Origin of the sequence: Nonomuraea sp. JJY05 (assembly GCF_043496855.1) — a bacterium.
Classification (GTDB): domain Bacteria; phylum Actinomycetota; class Actinomycetes; order Streptosporangiales; family Streptosporangiaceae; genus Nonomuraea.
Window position 1 is genome coordinate 1 of record NZ_JBIEIS010000047.1, and the last position, 18231, is coordinate 18231.

General features: G+C 70.4%; 18 protein-coding genes and 2 pseudogenes. 17 read left to right on the forward strand and 3 right to left on the reverse strand.

What is annotated here, in order from left to right; translation table 11 throughout:
* The 13 genes from ACFKCF_RS48940 to ACFKCF_RS49000 form a co-directional block, all read left to right on the forward strand.
* A partial coding sequence (locus tag ACFKCF_RS48940; protein WP_394502545.1) for a LysR family substrate-binding domain-containing protein occupies window positions 1–664 on the forward strand: 664 nt, incomplete at its 5' end.
* Between the two features lie 474 nt (window positions 665–1138).
* Window positions 1139–2110 carry an MASE1 domain-containing protein gene (locus ACFKCF_RS48945; protein ID WP_394502547.1) on the forward strand — a complete coding sequence of 324 codons (972 nt, stop codon included), beginning with the start codon at window positions 1139–1141 and terminating at the stop codon, window positions 2108–2110.
* 145 nt (window positions 2111–2255) lie between these two features.
* Window positions 2256–3206 (forward strand): SPFH domain-containing protein, encoded by a 951-nt coding sequence (locus ACFKCF_RS48950; protein WP_394502549.1) that lies wholly within the window; start codon window positions 2256–2258, stop codon window positions 3204–3206.
* A 5-nt stretch (window positions 3207–3211) separates the two neighbouring features.
* The gene (locus ACFKCF_RS48955; RefSeq protein ID WP_394502551.1) at window positions 3212–3481 is read left to right on the forward strand and encodes a hypothetical protein; all 270 of its coding nucleotides are present in this window, start codon (window positions 3212–3214) and stop codon (window positions 3479–3481) included.
* Complete coding sequence (locus tag ACFKCF_RS48960; protein ID WP_394502553.1) at window positions 3468–4100, forward strand: GPP34 family phosphoprotein; 633 nt, start codon at window positions 3468–3470, stop codon at window positions 4098–4100. The genes ACFKCF_RS48955 and ACFKCF_RS48960 overlap by 14 nt, the downstream gene beginning before the upstream one ends.
* Window positions 4101–4223: 123 nt before the next feature.
* A complete protein-coding gene (locus ACFKCF_RS48965; RefSeq protein WP_394502555.1) occupies window positions 4224–5120 on the forward strand; it encodes an ABC transporter ATP-binding protein in 897 nt (298 codons plus the stop codon).
* Window positions 5117–6226: an ABC transporter permease gene (locus ACFKCF_RS48970; protein WP_394502557.1), complete on the forward strand. Its 1110-nt coding sequence runs from the start codon at window positions 5117–5119 to the stop codon at window positions 6224–6226. The genes ACFKCF_RS48965 and ACFKCF_RS48970 overlap by 4 nt, the downstream gene beginning before the upstream one ends.
* Window positions 6227–6341: 115 nt before the next feature.
* On the forward strand, window positions 6342–6788 hold the full coding sequence (locus ACFKCF_RS48975; protein WP_394502559.1) for a hypothetical protein: 447 nt from the start codon (window positions 6342–6344) through the stop codon (window positions 6786–6788).
* Window positions 6785–7927 carry an MFS transporter gene (locus ACFKCF_RS48980; protein WP_394502561.1) on the forward strand — a complete coding sequence of 381 codons (1143 nt, stop codon included), beginning with the start codon at window positions 6785–6787 and terminating at the stop codon, window positions 7925–7927. The genes ACFKCF_RS48975 and ACFKCF_RS48980 overlap by 4 nt, the downstream gene beginning before the upstream one ends.
* Window positions 7928–8005: 78 nt before the next feature.
* Complete coding sequence (locus ACFKCF_RS48985) at window positions 8006–9517, forward strand: ABC transporter substrate-binding protein (RefSeq protein ID WP_394502563.1); 1512 nt, start codon at window positions 8006–8008, stop codon at window positions 9515–9517.
* Window positions 9514–10425, forward strand: coding sequence for an ABC transporter permease (locus ACFKCF_RS48990; RefSeq protein ID WP_394502564.1), 912 nt, complete (start codon window positions 9514–9516; stop codon window positions 10423–10425). The genes ACFKCF_RS48985 and ACFKCF_RS48990 overlap by 4 nt, the downstream gene beginning before the upstream one ends.
* Window positions 10422–11177: an ABC transporter permease gene (locus ACFKCF_RS48995; protein ID WP_394502566.1), complete on the forward strand. Its 756-nt coding sequence runs from the start codon at window positions 10422–10424 to the stop codon at window positions 11175–11177. The genes ACFKCF_RS48990 and ACFKCF_RS48995 overlap by 4 nt, the downstream gene beginning before the upstream one ends.
* Window positions 11164–12687 (forward strand): ABC transporter ATP-binding protein, encoded by a 1524-nt coding sequence (locus ACFKCF_RS49000; protein ID WP_394502567.1) that lies wholly within the window; start codon window positions 11164–11166, stop codon window positions 12685–12687. Before ACFKCF_RS48995 ends, ACFKCF_RS49000 begins: the two co-directional genes overlap by 14 nt.
* A 95-nt stretch (window positions 12688–12782) precedes the next feature.
* Here ACFKCF_RS49000 and ACFKCF_RS49005 read toward each other — a convergent pair whose 3' ends face one another.
* Window positions 12783–13178, reverse strand: coding sequence for a hypothetical protein (locus tag ACFKCF_RS49005; protein WP_394502569.1), 396 nt, complete (start codon window positions 13176–13178; stop codon window positions 12783–12785).
* Window positions 13179–13285: 107 nt separating this feature from the next.
* Window positions 13286–13933 (reverse strand): hypothetical protein, encoded by a 648-nt coding sequence (locus ACFKCF_RS49010; RefSeq protein ID WP_394502571.1) that lies wholly within the window; start codon window positions 13931–13933, stop codon window positions 13286–13288.
* Between the two features lie 327 nt (window positions 13934–14260).
* Between ACFKCF_RS49010 and ACFKCF_RS49015 the strand changes: the two are divergent.
* From ACFKCF_RS49015 to ACFKCF_RS49025, 3 genes and pseudogenes are all read left to right on the forward strand, one after another.
* Window positions 14261–14341, forward strand: a pseudogene (locus tag ACFKCF_RS49015) (SAM-dependent methyltransferase); the annotation flags it as partial.
* A 130-nt stretch (window positions 14342–14471) separates the two neighbouring features.
* Window positions 14472–14660 (forward strand): annotated as a pseudogene (locus tag ACFKCF_RS49020) (TetR/AcrR family transcriptional regulator); the annotation flags it as partial.
* 234 nt (window positions 14661–14894) lie between these two features.
* Entirely contained in the window at window positions 14895–16139 is a 1245-nt protein-coding gene (locus ACFKCF_RS49025) for a winged helix DNA-binding domain-containing protein (RefSeq protein ID WP_394502706.1), read from the forward strand.
* An 80-nt stretch (window positions 16140–16219) separates the two neighbouring features.
* Here the strand turns inward: ACFKCF_RS49025 and ACFKCF_RS49030 are convergent, their stop codons facing one another.
* The gene (locus ACFKCF_RS49030; RefSeq protein WP_394502573.1) at window positions 16220–17230 is read right to left on the reverse strand and encodes an NADP-dependent oxidoreductase; all 1011 of its coding nucleotides are present in this window, start codon (window positions 17228–17230) and stop codon (window positions 16220–16222) included.
* Window positions 17231–17321: 91 nt separating this feature from the next.
* Here ACFKCF_RS49030 and ACFKCF_RS49035 point away from each other — a divergent pair, with 91 nt between their 5' ends.
* Entirely contained in the window at window positions 17322–17915 is a 594-nt protein-coding gene (locus ACFKCF_RS49035) for a TetR/AcrR family transcriptional regulator (protein WP_394502575.1), read from the forward strand.
* Window positions 17916–18231 lie beyond the last annotated feature (316 nt).

Here is an 18231-nt window from a genome sequence, read left to right on the forward strand (position 1 = left end):
CCCCCCCCCCCCCCCCCCCCCCCCCCCCGCGACCACCGCCGCCGCTCGCCGCACCCGTCGCGCCGGTGGCGCCGGCAGGCCGGGCGGGCCTCGCAACCGCCTGGTGCTGGCAGTGAAGGCCGCCGCGTCTCACGAACTGCTGCAGAAGCTGCTCCACGCCTACGCGGCCGAGCCCGACGCCGCCGAGATCGAGGTGCTGCCGAGCGGCACGTGTGAGCAGGAAGAGATGCTGCGCGACGGCCGCGCCGACGTGGCGCTCATGCACGCCCCGTTCAACTCCCTCGCCGGGTTCGACAGCGAGGAGCTGCTGACCGAGGGGCAGATCGCCATCCTGCCCGCCGGGCACCCTCTCGCCGCGCGCAAGACTCTGTCCCTGGCCGAGGTCAGCGACATCCCCGGCCTTCCACTCGCTCGCTGGTCCCGTCACGGCACGTACCCGCCCGGCCCGGGCCCCGAGATCCACGACCAGACCCAGCTGGCCCAGCTGATCGCCCTCGGACGCACCGTGGCCGTCTTCCCCGACTCCGCCCGCGCCTGGCTATGGGCCGAGCACGCCGCCGTCCCCCTGACCGACGCACCCCCCGTCGTCACCCACATCGCCTGGCCCGCGCACAGCCGCTCCCTCGCCCTCGCCGGGCTGATCCGCACGGCCACCCGGCTATGACCTTCTCTCGCCTTCCATCGCCGCCGTCGAACCCCTATGGGTGGCCGGCTGGACAGCACGCGGACTGCGCCCTCGACGTCGATCTCGCCTGCCACGGAGAGGGCCAGGAGGGCGAAGGCGGTCAGCGCTTCGAGGGGGTCGCCGTCCGTCTCGTGTTCGGCGGGCCCGCCATGCGACACATCGGATAAAAAAGGATCTCGCCGCGACGGCGCATTCTTTCCTTTTTCTATGGCGATATCGCCTTTGACGTATATGTCGATTACCTGGCTTTGGGTCCCGTGTGGGCGGGATTATGACTAGTTTGAAACAGGGCCGGTCATGCCACGCCGAAGGCCGGAACCCGAGACTGAAAGCGCAGGTGAGGGCAGAGACGACAGTTGCCGCGGTACGTGCTGGACCGGGCGCCGCTTCGGTGGGGCCGGAGGTGTTTCTATGAGGGCTGTCGTCGTCCATCACGGGCTACGGGATCATGTCATGACTGCCGTGAAAATCCTCGCCGTCGCGATCGCCTATTTCGTGGCCGCCAAGCTGGGGCTGCAACAGCAGCTGGTCCGAGGGCAGGTGACGCCGCTGTGGCCCTCGACGGGAATCGGGCTGGCCGCCCTGTTCCTCCTCGGCCTCCGGATCTGGCCGGGCATCACCATCGGCGCATTCCTGGTCAACGTGTCGATCGGGCCGACGACGGCCGCCGTCCTGGGCATCTCCCTGGGGAACACGCTCGCGCCGATCTGCGCCTACCTCCTGCTCGAGCGCGCGGGCTTCCGCATCGAACTGGACCGGCTGCGTGACGCGCTCGCCCTGGTGTTCCTCGGTGCCTTCGCCGGGATGCTGGTCAGCGCGACCGTGGGCGCCGGCACGCTGATGCTCGTCGGCGGGCTGCGGCCCAGCGAGTTCTGGCCCGCGTGGTCGGTGTGGTGGACGGGCGACGCGATGGGCGTGCTCGTGGTCACGCCGCTCCTGCTCGTGAGCCGCACGACCCGGATGCCGCGGGAGGCCCACCCGCTCCGCTGGCTCGAAGGTGCGGCGCTGCTGCTGGGCACCTTCCTCGTCACGCTGGTGGCGACCGTGGCCCCCATCCATCTGCTCTTCCTCGTCTTCCCCTTCCTGATCTGGGCCGCGCTGCGTTTCCAGCTCCTCGGGGCCGCGGCGTGCGCGCTGATCGCGTCGACGGTGGCGATCGTCTCCGCCGCGCACCACTCCGGCCCGTTCGCCCAGCACGACCTCCTCCTCAACATGGTCGCCCTCCAGGCCTTCAACGGCTCCGCGGCGCTGACCGCGCTGCTGCTCGCCGCGATCATCGCCGAGCGCAACAAGGCCCACCAGAACATCAAGGACGTCTGCGCCCAGCTCGGCGAGGTGGCGCACCGGCTCTCGCGCGACAAGAAGCTGATTCTCCGGCTGCCGCCCCCACGTGCTGGAGAGCGGAGCGGTGATCTGTCGCAGTAGCCGGACGATCCCTCCCGCGCTCTCGACGGCGCCGCCGGTCGCGTGAAGGAGCGGCCGATCTTCCCGGATAATCCAGCCTTCCACAGCCGTCGAAAAAGTGATATCACTTTGCTAGCAAGATGAAGTCACGTAGAAGGGACGGACGATGGTGAACACATCGGGCGAGGCCGCGCTTGAGGCCGCCGTCGTGGACATGCCCGCACCGCGTACGAGCGAGCGCCCGGTGCGGGCGGCCAACGGGTTCGTGATGCTGGGGGTGGCGACGGCGCTGGATCTGGCCGGGATCGCGCTGCTCGTCGTGGGAATCGCCATGCTCGCCTCGGGGGCCGGGCAGGGCGGCATGTGGGTGGTCATCGGGAGTATCCTGATGATCCTGCTCGGGATCTACACGTACTTCGGTCTCACCGCGGTGGCGCCGGGCGAGGCCAGGGTGGTGCAGCTGCTCGGCCGGTACGTCGGCACCCTGCGCACCCCCGGCTTCCAGTGGGTCAACCCGATCACGGCGCGGCGGCGGGTGTCCACGCGGATCCGCAACCACGAGACGGACGTGACCAAGGTCAACGACGCCGACGGCAACCCGATCCAGATCGCGACCGTGGTGGTCTGGCAGGTGCAGGACACGGCGCAGGCGGTGTTCGAGGTGGATGACTTCGTGGAGTTCGTGGCCATCCAGGCGGAGACGGCCGTGCGGCACATCGCGGGCACCTATCCGTACGACTCGCACGGCGAGCCGCGGCTGTCGCTGCGGGACAACGCCGACGAGATCAACGAGCGGCTGTCCGCGGAGATCGCGGCCAGGGTGTCGTCCGCCGGGGTGAAGGTCATCGAGTCCCGCATCATCCACCTGGCGTACGCGCCCGAGATCGCCCACGCCATGCTGCGCCGCCAGCAGGCGGGCGCGGTGGTGGCGGCCCGGCAGCGGATCGTCGAGGGGGCGGTCGGCATGGTGGAGATGGCCCTGGCCAGGCTCGCCGAGCACGACGTGGTCGAGCTGGACGAGGAGCGCAAAGCGGCCATGGTCAGCAACCTGCTCGTGGTGCTGGTCGGTGACCGTGACACCCAGCCCGTGGTCAACACGGGCACGCTCTACCAGTAATCACCGTGGAGCGGAAGAAGATCCTGCTGCGCCTTGACCCGGTGGTTCACGACGCGCTGGCCAGGTGGGCGTCCGACGAGCTGCGCAGCACGAACTCCCAGATCGAGTTCCTGCTGCGCAAGGCCCTTTCCGAGGCCGGACGCCTGCCCGACGGGGTGGGGCGGATGCGCGCACGCGGACGTCCCAGGAAGGCGCCGGAGGACGGCACAGAGGACGACACAGATCAGGAAGAAGAACGGGAGCGGGCGGATGGAGACGCAAGTGAAGCAGGATGAGTCACTGACCCGATCGGCCTTCCTGCTGGCCTTCGATCTGCGCAAGGAGAAGCTGATCCAGCGGGGCGCGCTGGGCTACCTGCTGCGCGCGGCCGCCCTCGCCGACCTGCTGCTGGCGGGCAACCTGGCGGACGAGTCGGGCAAGGCGCGAGCTCTCACCGCCCCGGCCGCCGGGCCGGGTTCCCTGCCGGCCGTGGTCTGGGAGCAGATCTCGAGCTCGCCGCCTCACCCGTGGCGGTGGTGGGTGGAGAAGGACAGCGGCAAGGCGCTCCGCCTGGTACGCGACGAGCTGGCGGCCGCCCGGATGATCAGCGTGGGGCGGCGCCGGATCCTGCTGTTCCCGGTCGAGCGGATCACGCCGCGCAAGGCGTACCTGTCGCGCAGGCTGGCTGAGCGCGTCGGGCGGGCCATCCGCGGCGGCCGGCCGGTCGGGCGCCTGGACGAGGACGTCCGCGTCCTGGCGGCGCTGGCCACGGCGGCCGGGCTCAGGACGGTGGTTCCCTCCTGGCGGGAGACGCGTCTGCGCCGGGACCGGATCCAGCAGTTGTCCGCGCCCGTCGAGCCGATCGCGACCGCATTGCACAAGATCATCGAGGCCAGGGCGGGGGCGGCCGGCTAGGGGGCCCTTGGCCACGTCATTCGAAGCACCGGCCCGCCACCGCGCCATCGAGCGCATGATCCACGACTGCCACGGCGAACGGCTCGGAAGCCACGGTTGACCCATGATGAAGGAGAGGACCTGATGCTCGAGATCAGCGAGCTGCGCAAGCGCTTCGCGGGCGGCCCCGACGCTCCCGACGGCAAGCTCGCCCTGGATGGGATCAGTTTCGTCGTACGGCCGGGGGAGATGTTCGGGTTCGTCGGCGCGAACGGCGCGGGCAAGACGACGACCATGCGCATCGTCATGGGCGTGCTGCAGGGCGACTCCGGTTCGGTGAGCTGGCGGGGCCGCTCGCTCGGCTACGACGACCGGCGCCGCTTCGGCTACATGCCGGAAGAGCGCGGCCTCTACCAGAAGATGCGGGTCGCCGAGCAGATCGAATACTTCGGCCGCCTGCACGGTATGAGCGCCGCCGCCGCCCGGAAGGCCACCGAGGACCTCATGGAGCGCTTAGGCGTGGCCGAGCGCAGGAACGACCCGGTGCAGGCACTCTCGCTGGGCAACCAGCAGCGCGTGCAGCTGGCGGTGGCGCTGGTGCACGACCCCGAGGTGCTGGTGCTGGACGAGCCGTTCTCCGGGCTCGACCCGATCGCGGTGGACGCGCTGGCCACCGCTCTGCAGGAGCGGTGCGGGGACGGGGTGCCGGTGATCTTCTCCAGCCACCAGCTGGAGCTGGTCGAGCGGGTGTGTGACTCGGTCGGCATCGTGGCAGCCGGGCGGATGGTGGCCACGGGCACGGTGGCCGACCTGTGCTCGGCCGAGAGCGGCACGCTGCGGGTGGTCGTCCGCCGTCCGGCCGACGGCTGGGCGGACGGCCTGCCCGGCACGGTCACCGTGTCCGGTGACCGGCACATTCTGCGTACAACGTACGGCGACGACCAGGAGATCCTGCGCCGCGCCATCAAGGCCGGGCACGTCGAGCACTTCGGCCACGAGCACCCGACCCTGACCGAGATCTTCAAGGAGGCCGTGGCGTGAACGGACTGATGCTGGTCGCCCGCAGGGAGATCGTGACGCAGATCCGCACGAAGGCGTTCGTCATCGGCCTGATCATCACAGCCGTGGTGGTGGCGGCCGTCTCCTTCGCGCCGAAGCTGTTCGACCGGCCTGACTCCTACACCATCGGCACCGTCGACTCCCAGCGGCTTCCCCTGCAGGCCGCCGTCCCGGACGCGGAGTTCACCTGGCGCGCGTTCCCCGACGAGGCCGCCGCCAAGCGGGCCGTGCTCGCAGGGGACGTGGACGCGGTGCTGGTCAACGGCACCAAGATGCTCACGGACGGGGACATCAACGACGAGCTCCGCGTGCTCTTGCAGAGCGTCAACCGGGAGGCGAAGCTCGGTGCCGCGGGCGTGTCGATCCCGCCGCTGCAGGTGGTGTCCGTGGGCGCCGACACCCGCGATCAGGCCGCGCGCGGCGGGCTCGCCGTGGTGCTGGTGATCGTCCTCTTCATGATGCTCATCGGCCAGGCCGGGATGGTCGCCATGGGCGTGGTGGAGGAGAAGGGCAGCAGGATCGTGGAGATCCTGCTCGCCACGCTGCGGCCGTGGCAGCTGTTCGGCGGCAAGATCGTCGGGCTGGGCGCGGTCGGCCTGATCAACCTGGTCACGATCCTGGCGGTCGGCCTGGCCGCCTCCAGCGTCTCGGGCATCGCCGGCGACTTCCCACCCGGCATGCCCGGGCTGGTGGCCGGGGTGCTGGTGTGGTTCGTCCTCGGGTACGCCTTCTTCGCCACGCTGGCGGGGGCGATGGCCTCGCTGGTCTCGCGCCAGGAGGAGGTCAACAGCGTGCTGACGCCGCTCATCATGGTGATCATGGCGAGCTACTTCGTGGCCTTCTACGCCACCAGCGATCCGACGGGCACGCTGGCCACGGTCACGTCGTACGTGCCGCCCTTCTCCGCGATGGTCATGCCGGTGCGGATGGCCGCGACCGAGGTGCCGTTGTGGCAGGTGGGGCTCTCCATGGTGGCGATGGTGGCGGCGGTGCTCGCGGCGCTGGCCTTCGGCGCCAAGGTGTACCAGCGGGCGGTGCTGCGGACGGGCGCCCGGGTCAAGCTCGGCGACGTGGTGCGCGTGCGCTAGGCGGAAGACGCGTCGGTAACCCCTGGCCTCGGGCCAGGGGTTTTTCATGTCCGGATTGCAGTGCCATGCCAGAAATGGTAATCATTTTCGCGACATAAGGCCAGAGGGGATTGGCATGGCACACCGGTTAATGATCGAAAGCTGGGTCGGAGCGACGAACACGCTGCTGGCCCAGCAGGGGGAGGAGATCGCGGTGGCCGCGGTCGAGGCGCTGGGCCTGGAGCCGGAGGTGGCGCACGCCGAGTTGCGCCTCACCCCGGCCGGCCCGGCGCTGATCGCGGTCAACCCGCGCCCGGCGGGCAACCAGATCAACGAGCCGGCCCGCCGGGTCGCCGGCATCGACCTGCCGATGGTCCACGCCAGGGAGCGGCCCGGCCTCACTTCCGCCGAGACCGGGGTGCGCAGCGCCGCCATCGCTTTCCCGCTGCCCGAACCCGCCGGGCGGATCTCCGCCGTACACGGGACCGGCGAGCTCGCCGCCGACCCGGGGACCGGCATCGGCGGGCACGACGGCGTGCTGCGGCTTCGCGGGGAGCCCGGGGTGGGGGTGCGGGCGACATGAGAGAGCTCTCCTGGGCCGTACGGCTGCTGCTGGTCAACCAGTTCGGCGTCAACACCGGCTTCTACCTGCTGGTTCCTTACCTGGCCGGCCACCTCACCAAGGATCTGGGCCTGTCGGCCGCGATCACCGGCGTCGTCCTGGGGGTGCGTAACCTCAGCCAGCAGGGCCTGTTCCTGGTCGGCGGCTCGGCCTCCGACCGGCTGGGCGCGCGTCGCGTGATCATCGCGGGGTGCGCGCTGCGCGCCGTCGGGTTCGGGCTGTTCGCGTTCGGCGTCACGCTGCCGCTGCTGCTGGCGGCGGCGGTGCTCAGCGGGCTGGCCGGCGCGCTGTTCAACCCGGCCGTCCGCGGATATATCGCGGTGGCCGCTCCCGACAAGGCCAGGGCGTTCGCGCTGTTCAACGTGTTCGCCCAGGCGGGGGCGCTGTGCGGGCCGGTGCTCGGCGGCGTGCTGCTGCTGGTGGACTTCCGCGCCGCCGCGATCAGCGCCGCCGCGATCTTCGCGGTGCTGACCGTGGCGCAGGCGTGCGTCCTGCCCGCGCGCGAGGTGACGCCGAGCGGCGCCTCCGTGCTCGGCGACTGGCGGCGCTGCCTGGCCGACCGCCGCTTCCTCGCCTTCACCCTCTCCCTCAGCGGCATGTACGCCCTGCAGAACCAGCTCTACCTGGTCCTCCCGCTCGCCGCCGAGCAGGCGACGGGCACGGCAGGCTCGGTGGCGCTGCTGTTCCTGGTGTCCACCGTGGTGACCCTGCTGTTCCAGGTGCGGATCACCAAGTGGCTGGAGGCGGCGATGACCCGGGACCGCGCGATGGCGTGGGGCCTGGCCGTGATGGGCGCGGGCTTCCTCGTCCCCGCGCTGCTCCCGGGCATCGTCCCGGTGCTGGTCGCGGTGCTGGCGCTGGCCTTCGGCGTGATGATGGCCCACCCGTTCGCGTACGAGCGCATCGGCACCTTCGGCGGCGAGTCGCTGGCCGGCACCTACTTCGGCGTCTTCTACCTGGTCTCAGGGGCCGTCGCCGCCGCCAGCACCGCGTTGATCGGCTGGGCGGGCACGGCCGGGTTCGTCGTGTGCGCCGCGATCGGCCTGGTCTGCGCGTCCGCCGTCCTGGTCCTGGAACGCCGCACGGCGGTGCCCGCGTGAACTGCCTGGCCGCACGACGGCCCGCCTCTACCCGCCGACCGACTCCACGTCGTCGCCCGACCCACGAAGGACCCCATCATGCGTGACCACCCCAGCCGCCGCGGCTTCCTCGGCCTGACCGCCGGAGCCGCCCTGCTCGCCGGATGCGGCACGGGCGGCGCCTCCTCCTCCGGCGGGGGACGGCTGCGTGCCGTGTTCGCCGGCGGTGGCGCCACCGAGGTGCTCGACCCGCACCTGGCCAACCTGTTCAACGAGGCCGCCCGTGCCAAAGCCCTGTACGACAAGCTCGCCGACCTCGGCTCGGACGTCTCACCCCAGCCCCGCCTGGCCGAGAGCTGGGAGCCGAACGCCGACTTCACCCTGTGGCGCGTAACCCTGCGGCAGGCGACCTTCCACGACGGCCGCCCGGTACGCGCCCAGGACGTCCTGGCCAGCTACGCCAGGATCACCGACCCGGCCAGGACGTTCCGCGCCAAGTCCAGCCTCGCACTCATCGACCTGCGGAACAGCCGGGCCGTCGGCGACCGCGCGGTCGAGTTCAGGCTCAGGCGGCCGTTCGCCGAGTTCCCGAACGTGCTGGCCGCCTTCGGCACGTACATCGTTCCCGAGGGGACCACGGACTTCAGCAGGCCGGTGGGATCCGGGCCGTTCTCCTTCGTGTCCTGGAAGCCGGGCAGCTCGGTGCTGCTCAAGCGTTACCCCGACTACTGGGAGGGCGCGCCGTCCATCGAGGAGCTGGAGTTCCTCATCGCCAACGAGGAGTCCGCGCGGGTGAACGCGCTGCTCGGCGGCCAGGTCGAGTACGCCCACGACCTCACCCCGGCCTCCGCCCGCCGGCACGCGGGACGCGTCACGATCATCCGCGCGCCGGGCAGCTCTATGAACGCGTTCGCGATGAAGGTGGACCGCGCGCCGTTCGACGACCCGGACCTGCGGCAGGCGTTGTTCCTGCTCACCGACCGGCGGCAACTCGTCGACACCGTCATGCCCGGCGCCGGGCAGATCGGCAACGACCTGTTCGGCAAGGGCTACCTGCATTACGCCGAGAGCATCCCGCAGCGCGCGTTCGACCTCGACCGGGCCAAGGCGCTGATCAAGAAGGCGGGCGCGGACGGGCTCCCGATCGAGCTCACCACCTCCACGGCCGCGGCCGGCTTCGTCGAGGCGGCCACGGTCTTCGCCGACCACCTGCGCGCCGCCGGGCTGAAGGCCACCATCGTGAACGGCAGCAAGGACACGTACTGGTCGGACATCCTCACCAAGGGCTCCATCGTCAGCTTCCGCTCCGGCGCGATGCCGATCGAGACCCACATCGCGCAGCGGCTGCTCTCCACCTCCACCACGAACGCCACCAAGTGGGCCAGACCGGAGTTCGACGCCCTCTACGACAAGGCCGTCTCCGCGCCGTCCGCCGCCGACCGGGAGGCCGCGTACCTGAGCATGCAGCAGCTGCTGCACGCCGAAGGCGGGCTGCTGGTGTGGGGGTTCGCCGACTGGATCGTCGCCACCTCGCCCAACGTGACCGGCGTACGCCCCGCGCCCGCCAACACCCTGGACTGGGCCAGGTTCGACAAGGTGAAACTGGCTTGAACCTGACCCGTTACGCCGCCCGCCGCCTGGCCGTCGGCGTCCTGCAGGTCACCGGGGTCGCCTGCCTGGTGTTCCTGATGGTGGAGTCCCTGCCCGGCGACGCCGCGGTGGTGCTGGCGGGCGACCAGCCCGACCCGGCCAGGATCGCCGCCATCCGCGCTGCCCTCGGCCTGGACCGCCCCCTCGCCGAACGTTTCACCTCCTGGGCCTCCGCCCTGGCGCACGGCGACTTCGGCGCCTCGCTCGTCTCCGGCCGCCCGGTCACCGAGATCGTCCTGGACGCGCTTGCCCCCACTGCCTTGCTGGCCGGACTCGCCGTGCTGCTCCTGGTGCCGCTCTCGGTCGTGCTCGGAGTCGCCGCCGCCCGGCGCGAGGGCAGCCGGCTCGACCGGGCGCTGACCACGGTGAGCGCCGCGCTCTACGCGGTGCCGGAGTTCGCGCTCGCCATCGTGCTGGTGGCGATCTTCGGCGTGGCGCTGGCGTGGCTGCCGCCGACCGGGCTCGGCGGGCTCACCGCCGCCGCCCTGGTGCTGCCGGTGACGGTGCTGCTGGTCCGCCCCGTCTGCTCCACCGGGCGGCTGGTCCGCTCCGCGATGATCGACGTCCTGGCCTCGCCATACGTGCGGCACGCCCGCCGCCTGGGGCTCAACTGGTTCGCGCACGCGCTGCCCAACGCGCTCGCGCCCGCCGTGCAGCACCTGGCCCGCACCGTCGACTGGCTGCTCGGCGGCGTCATCGTGGTCGAAGCCGTGTTCGTGATCCCCGGACTCGGCAGCACCCTCGCCGACGCGGTCGGCCACCGGGACCTTCCCGTACTGCAGGGGCTCGCGCTCCTGTTCGCCGCCACGACCGTCCTGGTGAACCTGCTCGCCGACGTGGTGTCCTTCCGATTGGCGCCACGCGCATGAGGTATCTGCTGCTCGCCGTGCCGCTGGTCGTGGCCTTCGCGGGGCCGCTGATCCCGTACGAGCTGGTGCGTTCCGCCTCCTTCGCCGATGTGGGCCTGCTCGGCACCGACTTCGCCGGGCGCGACGTCTGGCACCAGGTGCTCCTGGGCGGGCGGACCCTGGTCGTGACCGCCCTGCTGGCCACCGCCGGCGCCTACCTGCTGGGCACCCTGTGGGGCCTGGCCGCGGCGAGCGCGCCCAGGGTGCTCGACGAGGCCATGATGCGGCCGCTCGACGTGCTCATGGCGGTGCCCTCCCTGCTGCTGCTCCTGGTGGTGGCCGCCCTGGCCCCCGACGGCGCGCTCGTCTGGATCGTCATGCTGGTCCACCTGCCCGACATCGCCCGGCTGGTACGCGCCTGCGCCCTGGAGGCCGGCAGCCGCCCGGCCGTGGAGGCCATGCGGCTGCAGGGGGAGGGCTGGTGGCGGATCACCGTCGGCTTCGTCGCCCGGTCCATGGCCCGGGTGCTCGCCACCGACGCGGGCACCCGGTTGACCGGCTCGCTCTATCTCATCGCCGCCGCGAGCTTCCTCGGCGTCGGGGTGCCGCCGGACGCCGGCGACTGGGCGGTGATGGTCGACCGCAACCGGGGCGGGCTCTTCCTCAACCCGTGGGCCGTGCTCGCCCCCGCCCTGATGATCGTCATGCTCGCCGTCGGGCTGAATCTCACTGTGGACCGCGTACTGAAGAGGACCCATCATGCTCCACGTTGACGATCTGACGGTCGCCGTACCCGGGCGGACGCTGGTGGACGGGGTCAGCTTCACCCTGCCCGCCGCGAGGACACTGGCGCTGGTCGGCGCGTCCGGCAGCGGTAAGACCACCACCGCGCTCGCCCTGCTCGGCGAGCACCCACCCGGCGCCCGCGTCGCCGGCCGCATCACCGTGGCCGGGCACCCTGTCACGGGCCGGATCTCCGGGGGCGGGCACCCTGTCACGGGCCCGCTCACCGGGGCCGGGCACCCCGTCCCTGGCCGGATCACTGGGACGGGGCGCCGCATCGCCGCCGTTCAGCCCGCGCCGCCCGGGACCGTCGGATTCATCCCGCAACACCCCGCAACCGTGCTCAACCCGGTGTTGCGCATCGGCACCGTGCTTCGCCAGATCGCGGCGCGCCACGGCACCGCCGTGCCCGAGGCCCTGCGCAAGGCACGGCTCCCCGGCGACCGGGACTTCCTGCGACGTTTCCCGCACCAGTTGTCCGGCGGGCAGCAGCAGCGGCTCGTCCTGGCACACGCCCTGCTGGCCGGCCCCTCCGTGATCGTCGCCGACGAACCCACCACCGGCCAGGACGTCGTCACCCGGGCCGAGGTCGCCGCCGAACTGTCCGGGCTCGGCATCGCCGTCGTCCTGCTCAGCCACGACCTCGAACTGGTACGGGAACTGGCCGACCAGGTCGTCGTGCTCAAGGACGGCCGCGTCGTCGAGTCCGGCCCCGCGGTCCTGGACTCCCCGCGTACCGAGTACGCCAAGGCTCTGGTCACCGCGCGCCCCCGCGAGCCGGAGCCCCGCGCGGAGCCGGGCGCCCTCCTGGAGATCGAAGATCTCGGCACCGAGATCCTGCGCGAGGTGACCCTCGACGTCGCCCGAGGCGAACGCCTGGCCGTCGTCGGCCGCTCAGGCAGCGGAAAGACGACACTCGCCCGCTGCGTCGCCGGCCTGCGCCCCTGGTCCTCCGGCGCCATACGCCTGGCCGGCCGGCCCCTGTCCCGGCGGCGCGACCGCACCGACCTTGCGCGCGTACAGTACGTCTTCCAGAACGCCCTGGCCTCGTTCGACCCCCACCGCGCCGTCGTGGACCAGGTCGCCAGAACCGCCGTACGCCTGCGGGCCCTGCCCGTACGCACCGCCCGGGAAGAGGCCGCCGAGACACTCGCCACGCTCGGCCTGGACCAGGACACCGCCCGGCGACGCCCCCACGCGCTCTCCGGCGGCGAACTCCAGCGCGCCGCCCTCGCCCGCGCCCTGCTCGCCCGCCCCGACGTGCTGATCTGCGACGAGATCACCTCGGGCCTCGACCCCGTCACCCAGGCCGAGGTGCTCGACCTGCTCACCGCCCTCGACGTGACCCTGATCGTCATCAGCCACGACCTCCCCTTGGCCGCGCGGATCGCCGACCGGGTCGCGGTCATCCACGGCGGCCGCCTGATCGAGCACGGCCCCGCCGCCCAGCTGCTCCGCCGCCCCGCCGACCGAGTGCTCCTCCCGGCCCCGGACCAGTGAGACACGTCCCGGTGCCGTCACCCGCGCCGTCGGCGGCGATGATCGAGACGTGCACGCTCCAGCCCTCCTCCGTCGACCACCCGTGGTGGCCCCGGTCAGCGGTCGAACCAGCGTGCTGCCGAGGGCATCAGCAGTGCGACGACGACCACCAGCGGGAGCAGCGTGTTCGGGCCGAGTAGCTTGATCCAATCAAGGTCACCATCGATTGCGGCCATGGTGAGATAACTGCCGCTCGCGGCCACCTCGACGGCGATGGCACCCCAACGCACGAGCTTCCTTCGCGACGGCCAGCGCGACAGCAACCAGCCCATGAGCGCCGTGATCGAGCCGGCGTAAAGGAACAGCAGGAGGAATGGGACGCTGAAGGCAACTGCTGCGACGCCGATCAAGATCGCAAGTCCCACGAGGCTGAAGGCGACCTCAAGGGTCAAGACGAACCTGGCGGTTCGCACGGTCGCCGGCATGCGCTCAGCTTGGATGACCTCCATCACCCGATCATTCTGTTACATGGCGGACCTTTACCACATTTCCCGAGGAGAAGCTCGGCCACCCACGAGGGGTGAGCCGCCGCCCGACCGTCCAGCGAAGAGGCGCGGGGTCATTCGTCGTCCGGATCCACCGGCTCCACGGTCGGTGCGATCTGCAGTGGTGTGGCGGCTCCGCCGGCGATCTCGCGCCCTTGACTGAGCGTGTATTCAAGCTGCCGGGCCAGGAGCGGGAGGGTCGCCGGAGGTAGATACGCGTCAGCGCCGGCGTCGAGCAGCCGTCGGACCGGGCCGTAGTACTGAACTCCGAGTTCGTGGTCCTCGATTTCGGTGACGACGACGCGGGCCTTCGGGAACATCGAACGGAGCGCCCCGATCAACTGCGGGCTTCCTGGAGGCACCAGCAGCACATCGGTCGTCGCGGGAGCCGCATTCATGTCGAGCACGACGTAGTCGGCCCCGAGCTGGGTAGACAGCGCAACCCGAGCCGCGGTCGACAACTCCATCGCGGTGGCCACGACGGTCACGCTCTCGTAGTCCGTCGGTGCTTGATCGTCGGCCTTGTCTGGCGCGTCGCGAGCGACGATGGCGCCTTGGACCACGTCAACGGTGCTGGAGATCGTCGCGATCGACGCGTCGTCACGCGTGACGATCAAACTCTCGCCAGGCTCGAGGGCGTCGATGAGCGCCACGACGTCTTCGGGAAGGCGGGTCACGTCGATTCGCTGCGTGGAGCGTGGGGCGCGTTTACGGGTCACCATGCCTCGGACACGCTCATGGCTGCGAGGGCACCCTGCGTCATGCGCAGACTGGCGAAAGAACCGTCCACGGTGACATGGTCGCCTGCCCGGAAGGTGCCGCTCAAACAGATGATCACATGAGTCCCTTCTGATGCCGTGATCTTGTTGGATGCCACAACGCGCCCATTGGTTCGACACCGCGCCGAAGTTTCCCTCACCGACTATGTCCACGCCCATCAGCGGCGACGCGAAGGGGGAGCCAAAAGCCGCCCCTGAAGTCAGATCGGCATCGCCGAACGAGGCCGGCATCATGAACGCCCAGCCCGCCATCCTGGCCCTTGCGGGGTGGTGAGCGGCCGGCGGATCCTGGACGCCGGCTGCGGCTCGGGCCCGCTGTTCGCGGCGCTGCGCGAGCGGGGTGCCGTCGTGTCCGGCATCGACAGCGGCTCCGGGATGCTGGAGCCGGCCCGGCGGCGCCTCGATGGCGGCGCGGACCTGCGGCCGACCTGGCCGACGCTGACCGAGCTGCGCCGCCGCGCGGAACGCCGGGACTCTCACAGCGGAGGTCTACACGCCGTTCTACGAGTCGCTGACCGAGCTGGCCCGGCGCGCGCAGGAGGCGGGGCTCCTGCGCGCCGATCTCGTCCCCGACGACCTGCCGAGGATCATGGCCATGCTGACGAGCACGCTGTGGAGCATGGACCCGGACGATGACGGCTGGCGGCGCTACCTCGCGCTCGTACTCGACGGCCTGTCACCCGCCGCGGCGCATCCCCTGCCCGCGGCCGCCGCCCTGCTCAGAGGACCACGGCCGGGCGACTGGCTGCTCATGAGCGCCATCCCCGGTCCGGCGGGACCACCACCTCCTCCTCGAGCAGCAGCGGCGGTGGTGCTGCAGGAAAGACAGCAGCCTTCCGGTCAGAAAGTGGCCGGAAGACTCTCTAGCGTGGATCTCGAACCCCTTCAAAGGAAGGAAACGGGAATGGTCACTCGTGAGATCCGACCAGCCGAGCACCGCACCGACGAACCCGGCCCCGGCCACTTGACCGTGGCCGAGGCGGACAGCGAGGTGCTCGTCACGACCGACTACCTGGGCGGGGTCGGGCGGCGAGCAGTACCGGGCGGCGGTCCAGGTCGCACGAGAACGCTTTCCCCGCGCACGCTCAACCGGGTCGTTCTGGAGCGGCAGTTCCTGATGCGGCGCACCGGCCGCACCCCGCTGGAGGTGATCGGGCACCTGGTCGCGATGCAGGCCCAAGAGCCGAACTGGCCCTACGTCGGACTCTGGAGCCGCATCGACGGTTTCACCCACGACCAGCTGAGCACCCTGCTGGAGAACCGAACGGTGGTCCGCTCGGCGCTGCTGCGCAGCACCCAGCACCTGGCCGTGGCCGAAGACTTCCGCCGCCTCCGGCCGGTGCTGCAACCGGTTCTCGATCGTACGGCGAGCACACCGTACTTCAGGCAGGTAAGCGGGGGACTCGACACCGATGCGCTCACAGCAGCGGGAGAGCAGCTCCTGACGGGCCGGACGATGCCCCGCCAGGAGCTGGCCCGGCTGCTGGCGCTGCGCCACCCCGGACGAAAGGGGAAGATCCTGGCCGGGGAGGTCGAGCTGAGAACCCCGCTGGTCCACGCCCCCCAGACCGGGATGTGGGGCCGTTGGGGCACCCGGGCCGCCATCTCGGTCACCCGCGCCGAGGACTGGCTCGGCGCTCCCATGGAGCCGGCCTCGGCGCAGGAGCTCGTGCGCCGCTATCTGGCGGCCTACGGCCCGGCCGGCGTCATGGACATGCAAGCGTGGTCGGGACTGACGCGGCTGCGCGAGGTGATCCACGACATGCGCGGCGAGCTGCGCTCCTACCGCGACGCCGAGGGCAGGGAGCTGTTCGACCTGGAGACCAACGCCGAACTGCCCGACCCCGGCGCACCCGTTCCCGTACGGTTCCTGCCCGCCTTCGACAACCTGCTGCTCGGCCACGCCGACCGGACCCGCGTGATCAGCGACACCGACCGCAGGCGAGTGATGCCCGGCGCGGCCAGGGTGCTGCCGACCTTCCTCGTGGACGGGTTCGTGCGCGGCAGCTGGTCGCTCAAGGACGGCACGCTGCGTCTTGTCCCGTTCCGGCCGTTGCGCGCGGCCGAGCTGAGCGCGGTGACCGAGGAGGCCGAACGTCTGCTGCCGTTCCTGGGAGCCAGGGACATCATGTACGTCCAGGCGTCATAACGGCACCGCAGGCCGTCCTGGAGCTTCCGCTTGCCGGTGGGAACGGTGGGGCTGTCAGCGGTCGCGCGGCCCGCTCGTCCTCATGCGACCGTGAGCACGATCTTGCCTTGGATATGGCCGCGGGCGGCTCGTTCGTGCGCCCTTCGAGCATCCGCAAGCGGAAACGTGCTGTCTATGGCGACGCGAAGCGTGCCCGCATCAAGCAAGCGTCCGAGTTCTGCGAGCTGCGGGCCGTTCGAGCGCACTTGGGTGCCCGAGGTCGTGACGCCCAGCTTCGAGGTCTCTTCGGGGTCGTATTCGGCGAAGAACACCGGGTACAACGCGCCGCCGCGCTTGAGCGTGCGCAGGAAACGACTGCTGCCGGGACCGGCGACGGTGTCGAGAACGAGATCAACGTCGTGCGCGACGTCCTCGGGCCGGCTCTTGGTGTAGTCGATGAACCGGTCGGCGCCGAGTTCACGCAGGAACGACTCATGCGCGCCCGATGCCACCGCGATGACGCGCGCACCCTTCCATTTCGCCAGCTGCAGCGCGAAGTGCCCCACGCCGCCCGCGGCGCCATTGACGAGCACGGTCGTCTCGTCGTTCAGTGCCATCGGACGGTGCTGTGCCGCTTGAAACGGCGACGGATGATCGTGCCCGAGCTCGATCAGGAACTGCCACGCGGTGAGCCCTGCCATAGGCACCCCTGCGGCGTGCACGTGATCGATGTGAGCCGGCTTGCGCGCGAGGTCCGACGCGGGCGCGGCGACGTACTCGGCATATGCGCTGCCCTCGAGGCCAGGAAAGCGAAGAAGGCCGAAGACTTCATCGCCGACGGAGAGCCCGTCCACATCCGCGCCGACGCTCTCGACGACGCCCGACACGTCCGTCCCCGGAATGGCGGGCAGGCTCAAAGGCGGCCTCATCTCAGGGGGAACGTTGGGCATTCCTTCGCGCACGTACCAGTCGGGGGGATTGACGCCAACCGCGTGAACGCGAACGAGCACCTCACCCGGCTTCGGCTCGGGAATCGGCACCTCGTCGTAACGCAGCACCTCAGGACCGCCGAACTCGTGCAGCCGGATCGCCTTCATCATGTTCGTCCGCATGGCTTCCTCTTGATCGGGGCAGGTGGGTTACCCTTAAGCGAATCAGTGCTCCGATTATGTGGAGCACTGCTCCGATTGTCAAGGTGGGCACATGCGGGCTGACGCCAGGAAGAACTACGACCAGCTGCTCGCGGTCGCGAGCGCCGTGGTGACGGAGGAGGGCGCGGACGCATCGCTGCGCGATATCGCCCGCAGGGCCGGCGTCGGGCTCGCCACGCTGTACCGTCACTTCCCGACGCGGGAGGCCTTGCTCGAGACCTTGCTCCGTACGAGCTTCGACGAGCTCACGACAAGGGCGGACGAGCTCGAAACGTCGAACTCGCCCGAGGATGCCCTCGTTTCGTGGCTACGCGACTGCGTCGCGTGCGCACATGAGTATCGGGGTGTTGTGACGCTGATGATGGCCGCCATTGAAGACGCCGAGTCCGCGCTCCATACTTCGTGCGTCACGATGCGCGCGGCAGGCACCCGGCTCCTCGCCCGCGCCCAGGCCGCGGGCACGGCGCGGACCGACATCGATGGCACTGATCTGTTCGCGCTGGTCGGCGCGCTCGCGTGGCTCAACGACCAACCCTCGCTCGCACCACGCGCCGATCACCTCTTCGGCATAATCTCCAGCACGATCCTGACGAATCCAGCGAGCGGCGACGTCCGGGAGGAAGGCCGCTCTCGCAGCCGCGACTGAGACCCGAGGCACCTGGCCGAGCTCGCCGATCCGGCACCGGCCGGCGGGCATGAACAATGCTCGACGAATTCGCGGCATACGGCGTGCGTGGCCGCGAATCGCCGAATGCGCCTGCAAGTCATTATTCTCGGCGGCTCCACAGCGTCACAATAAATTCGCCATAAATTCGCCATGGAGTTCTCTGAACTGCACGAACGCATGAATAGAGCGTATCTTGAGCATGGCTTCATGGGCGATTTGAACATTGTTCTCGGGAATTGTCCAGCTCTTGCCAAGCGATTTACCGACCCTTACTCTCCAGGTGATCAAATCACTT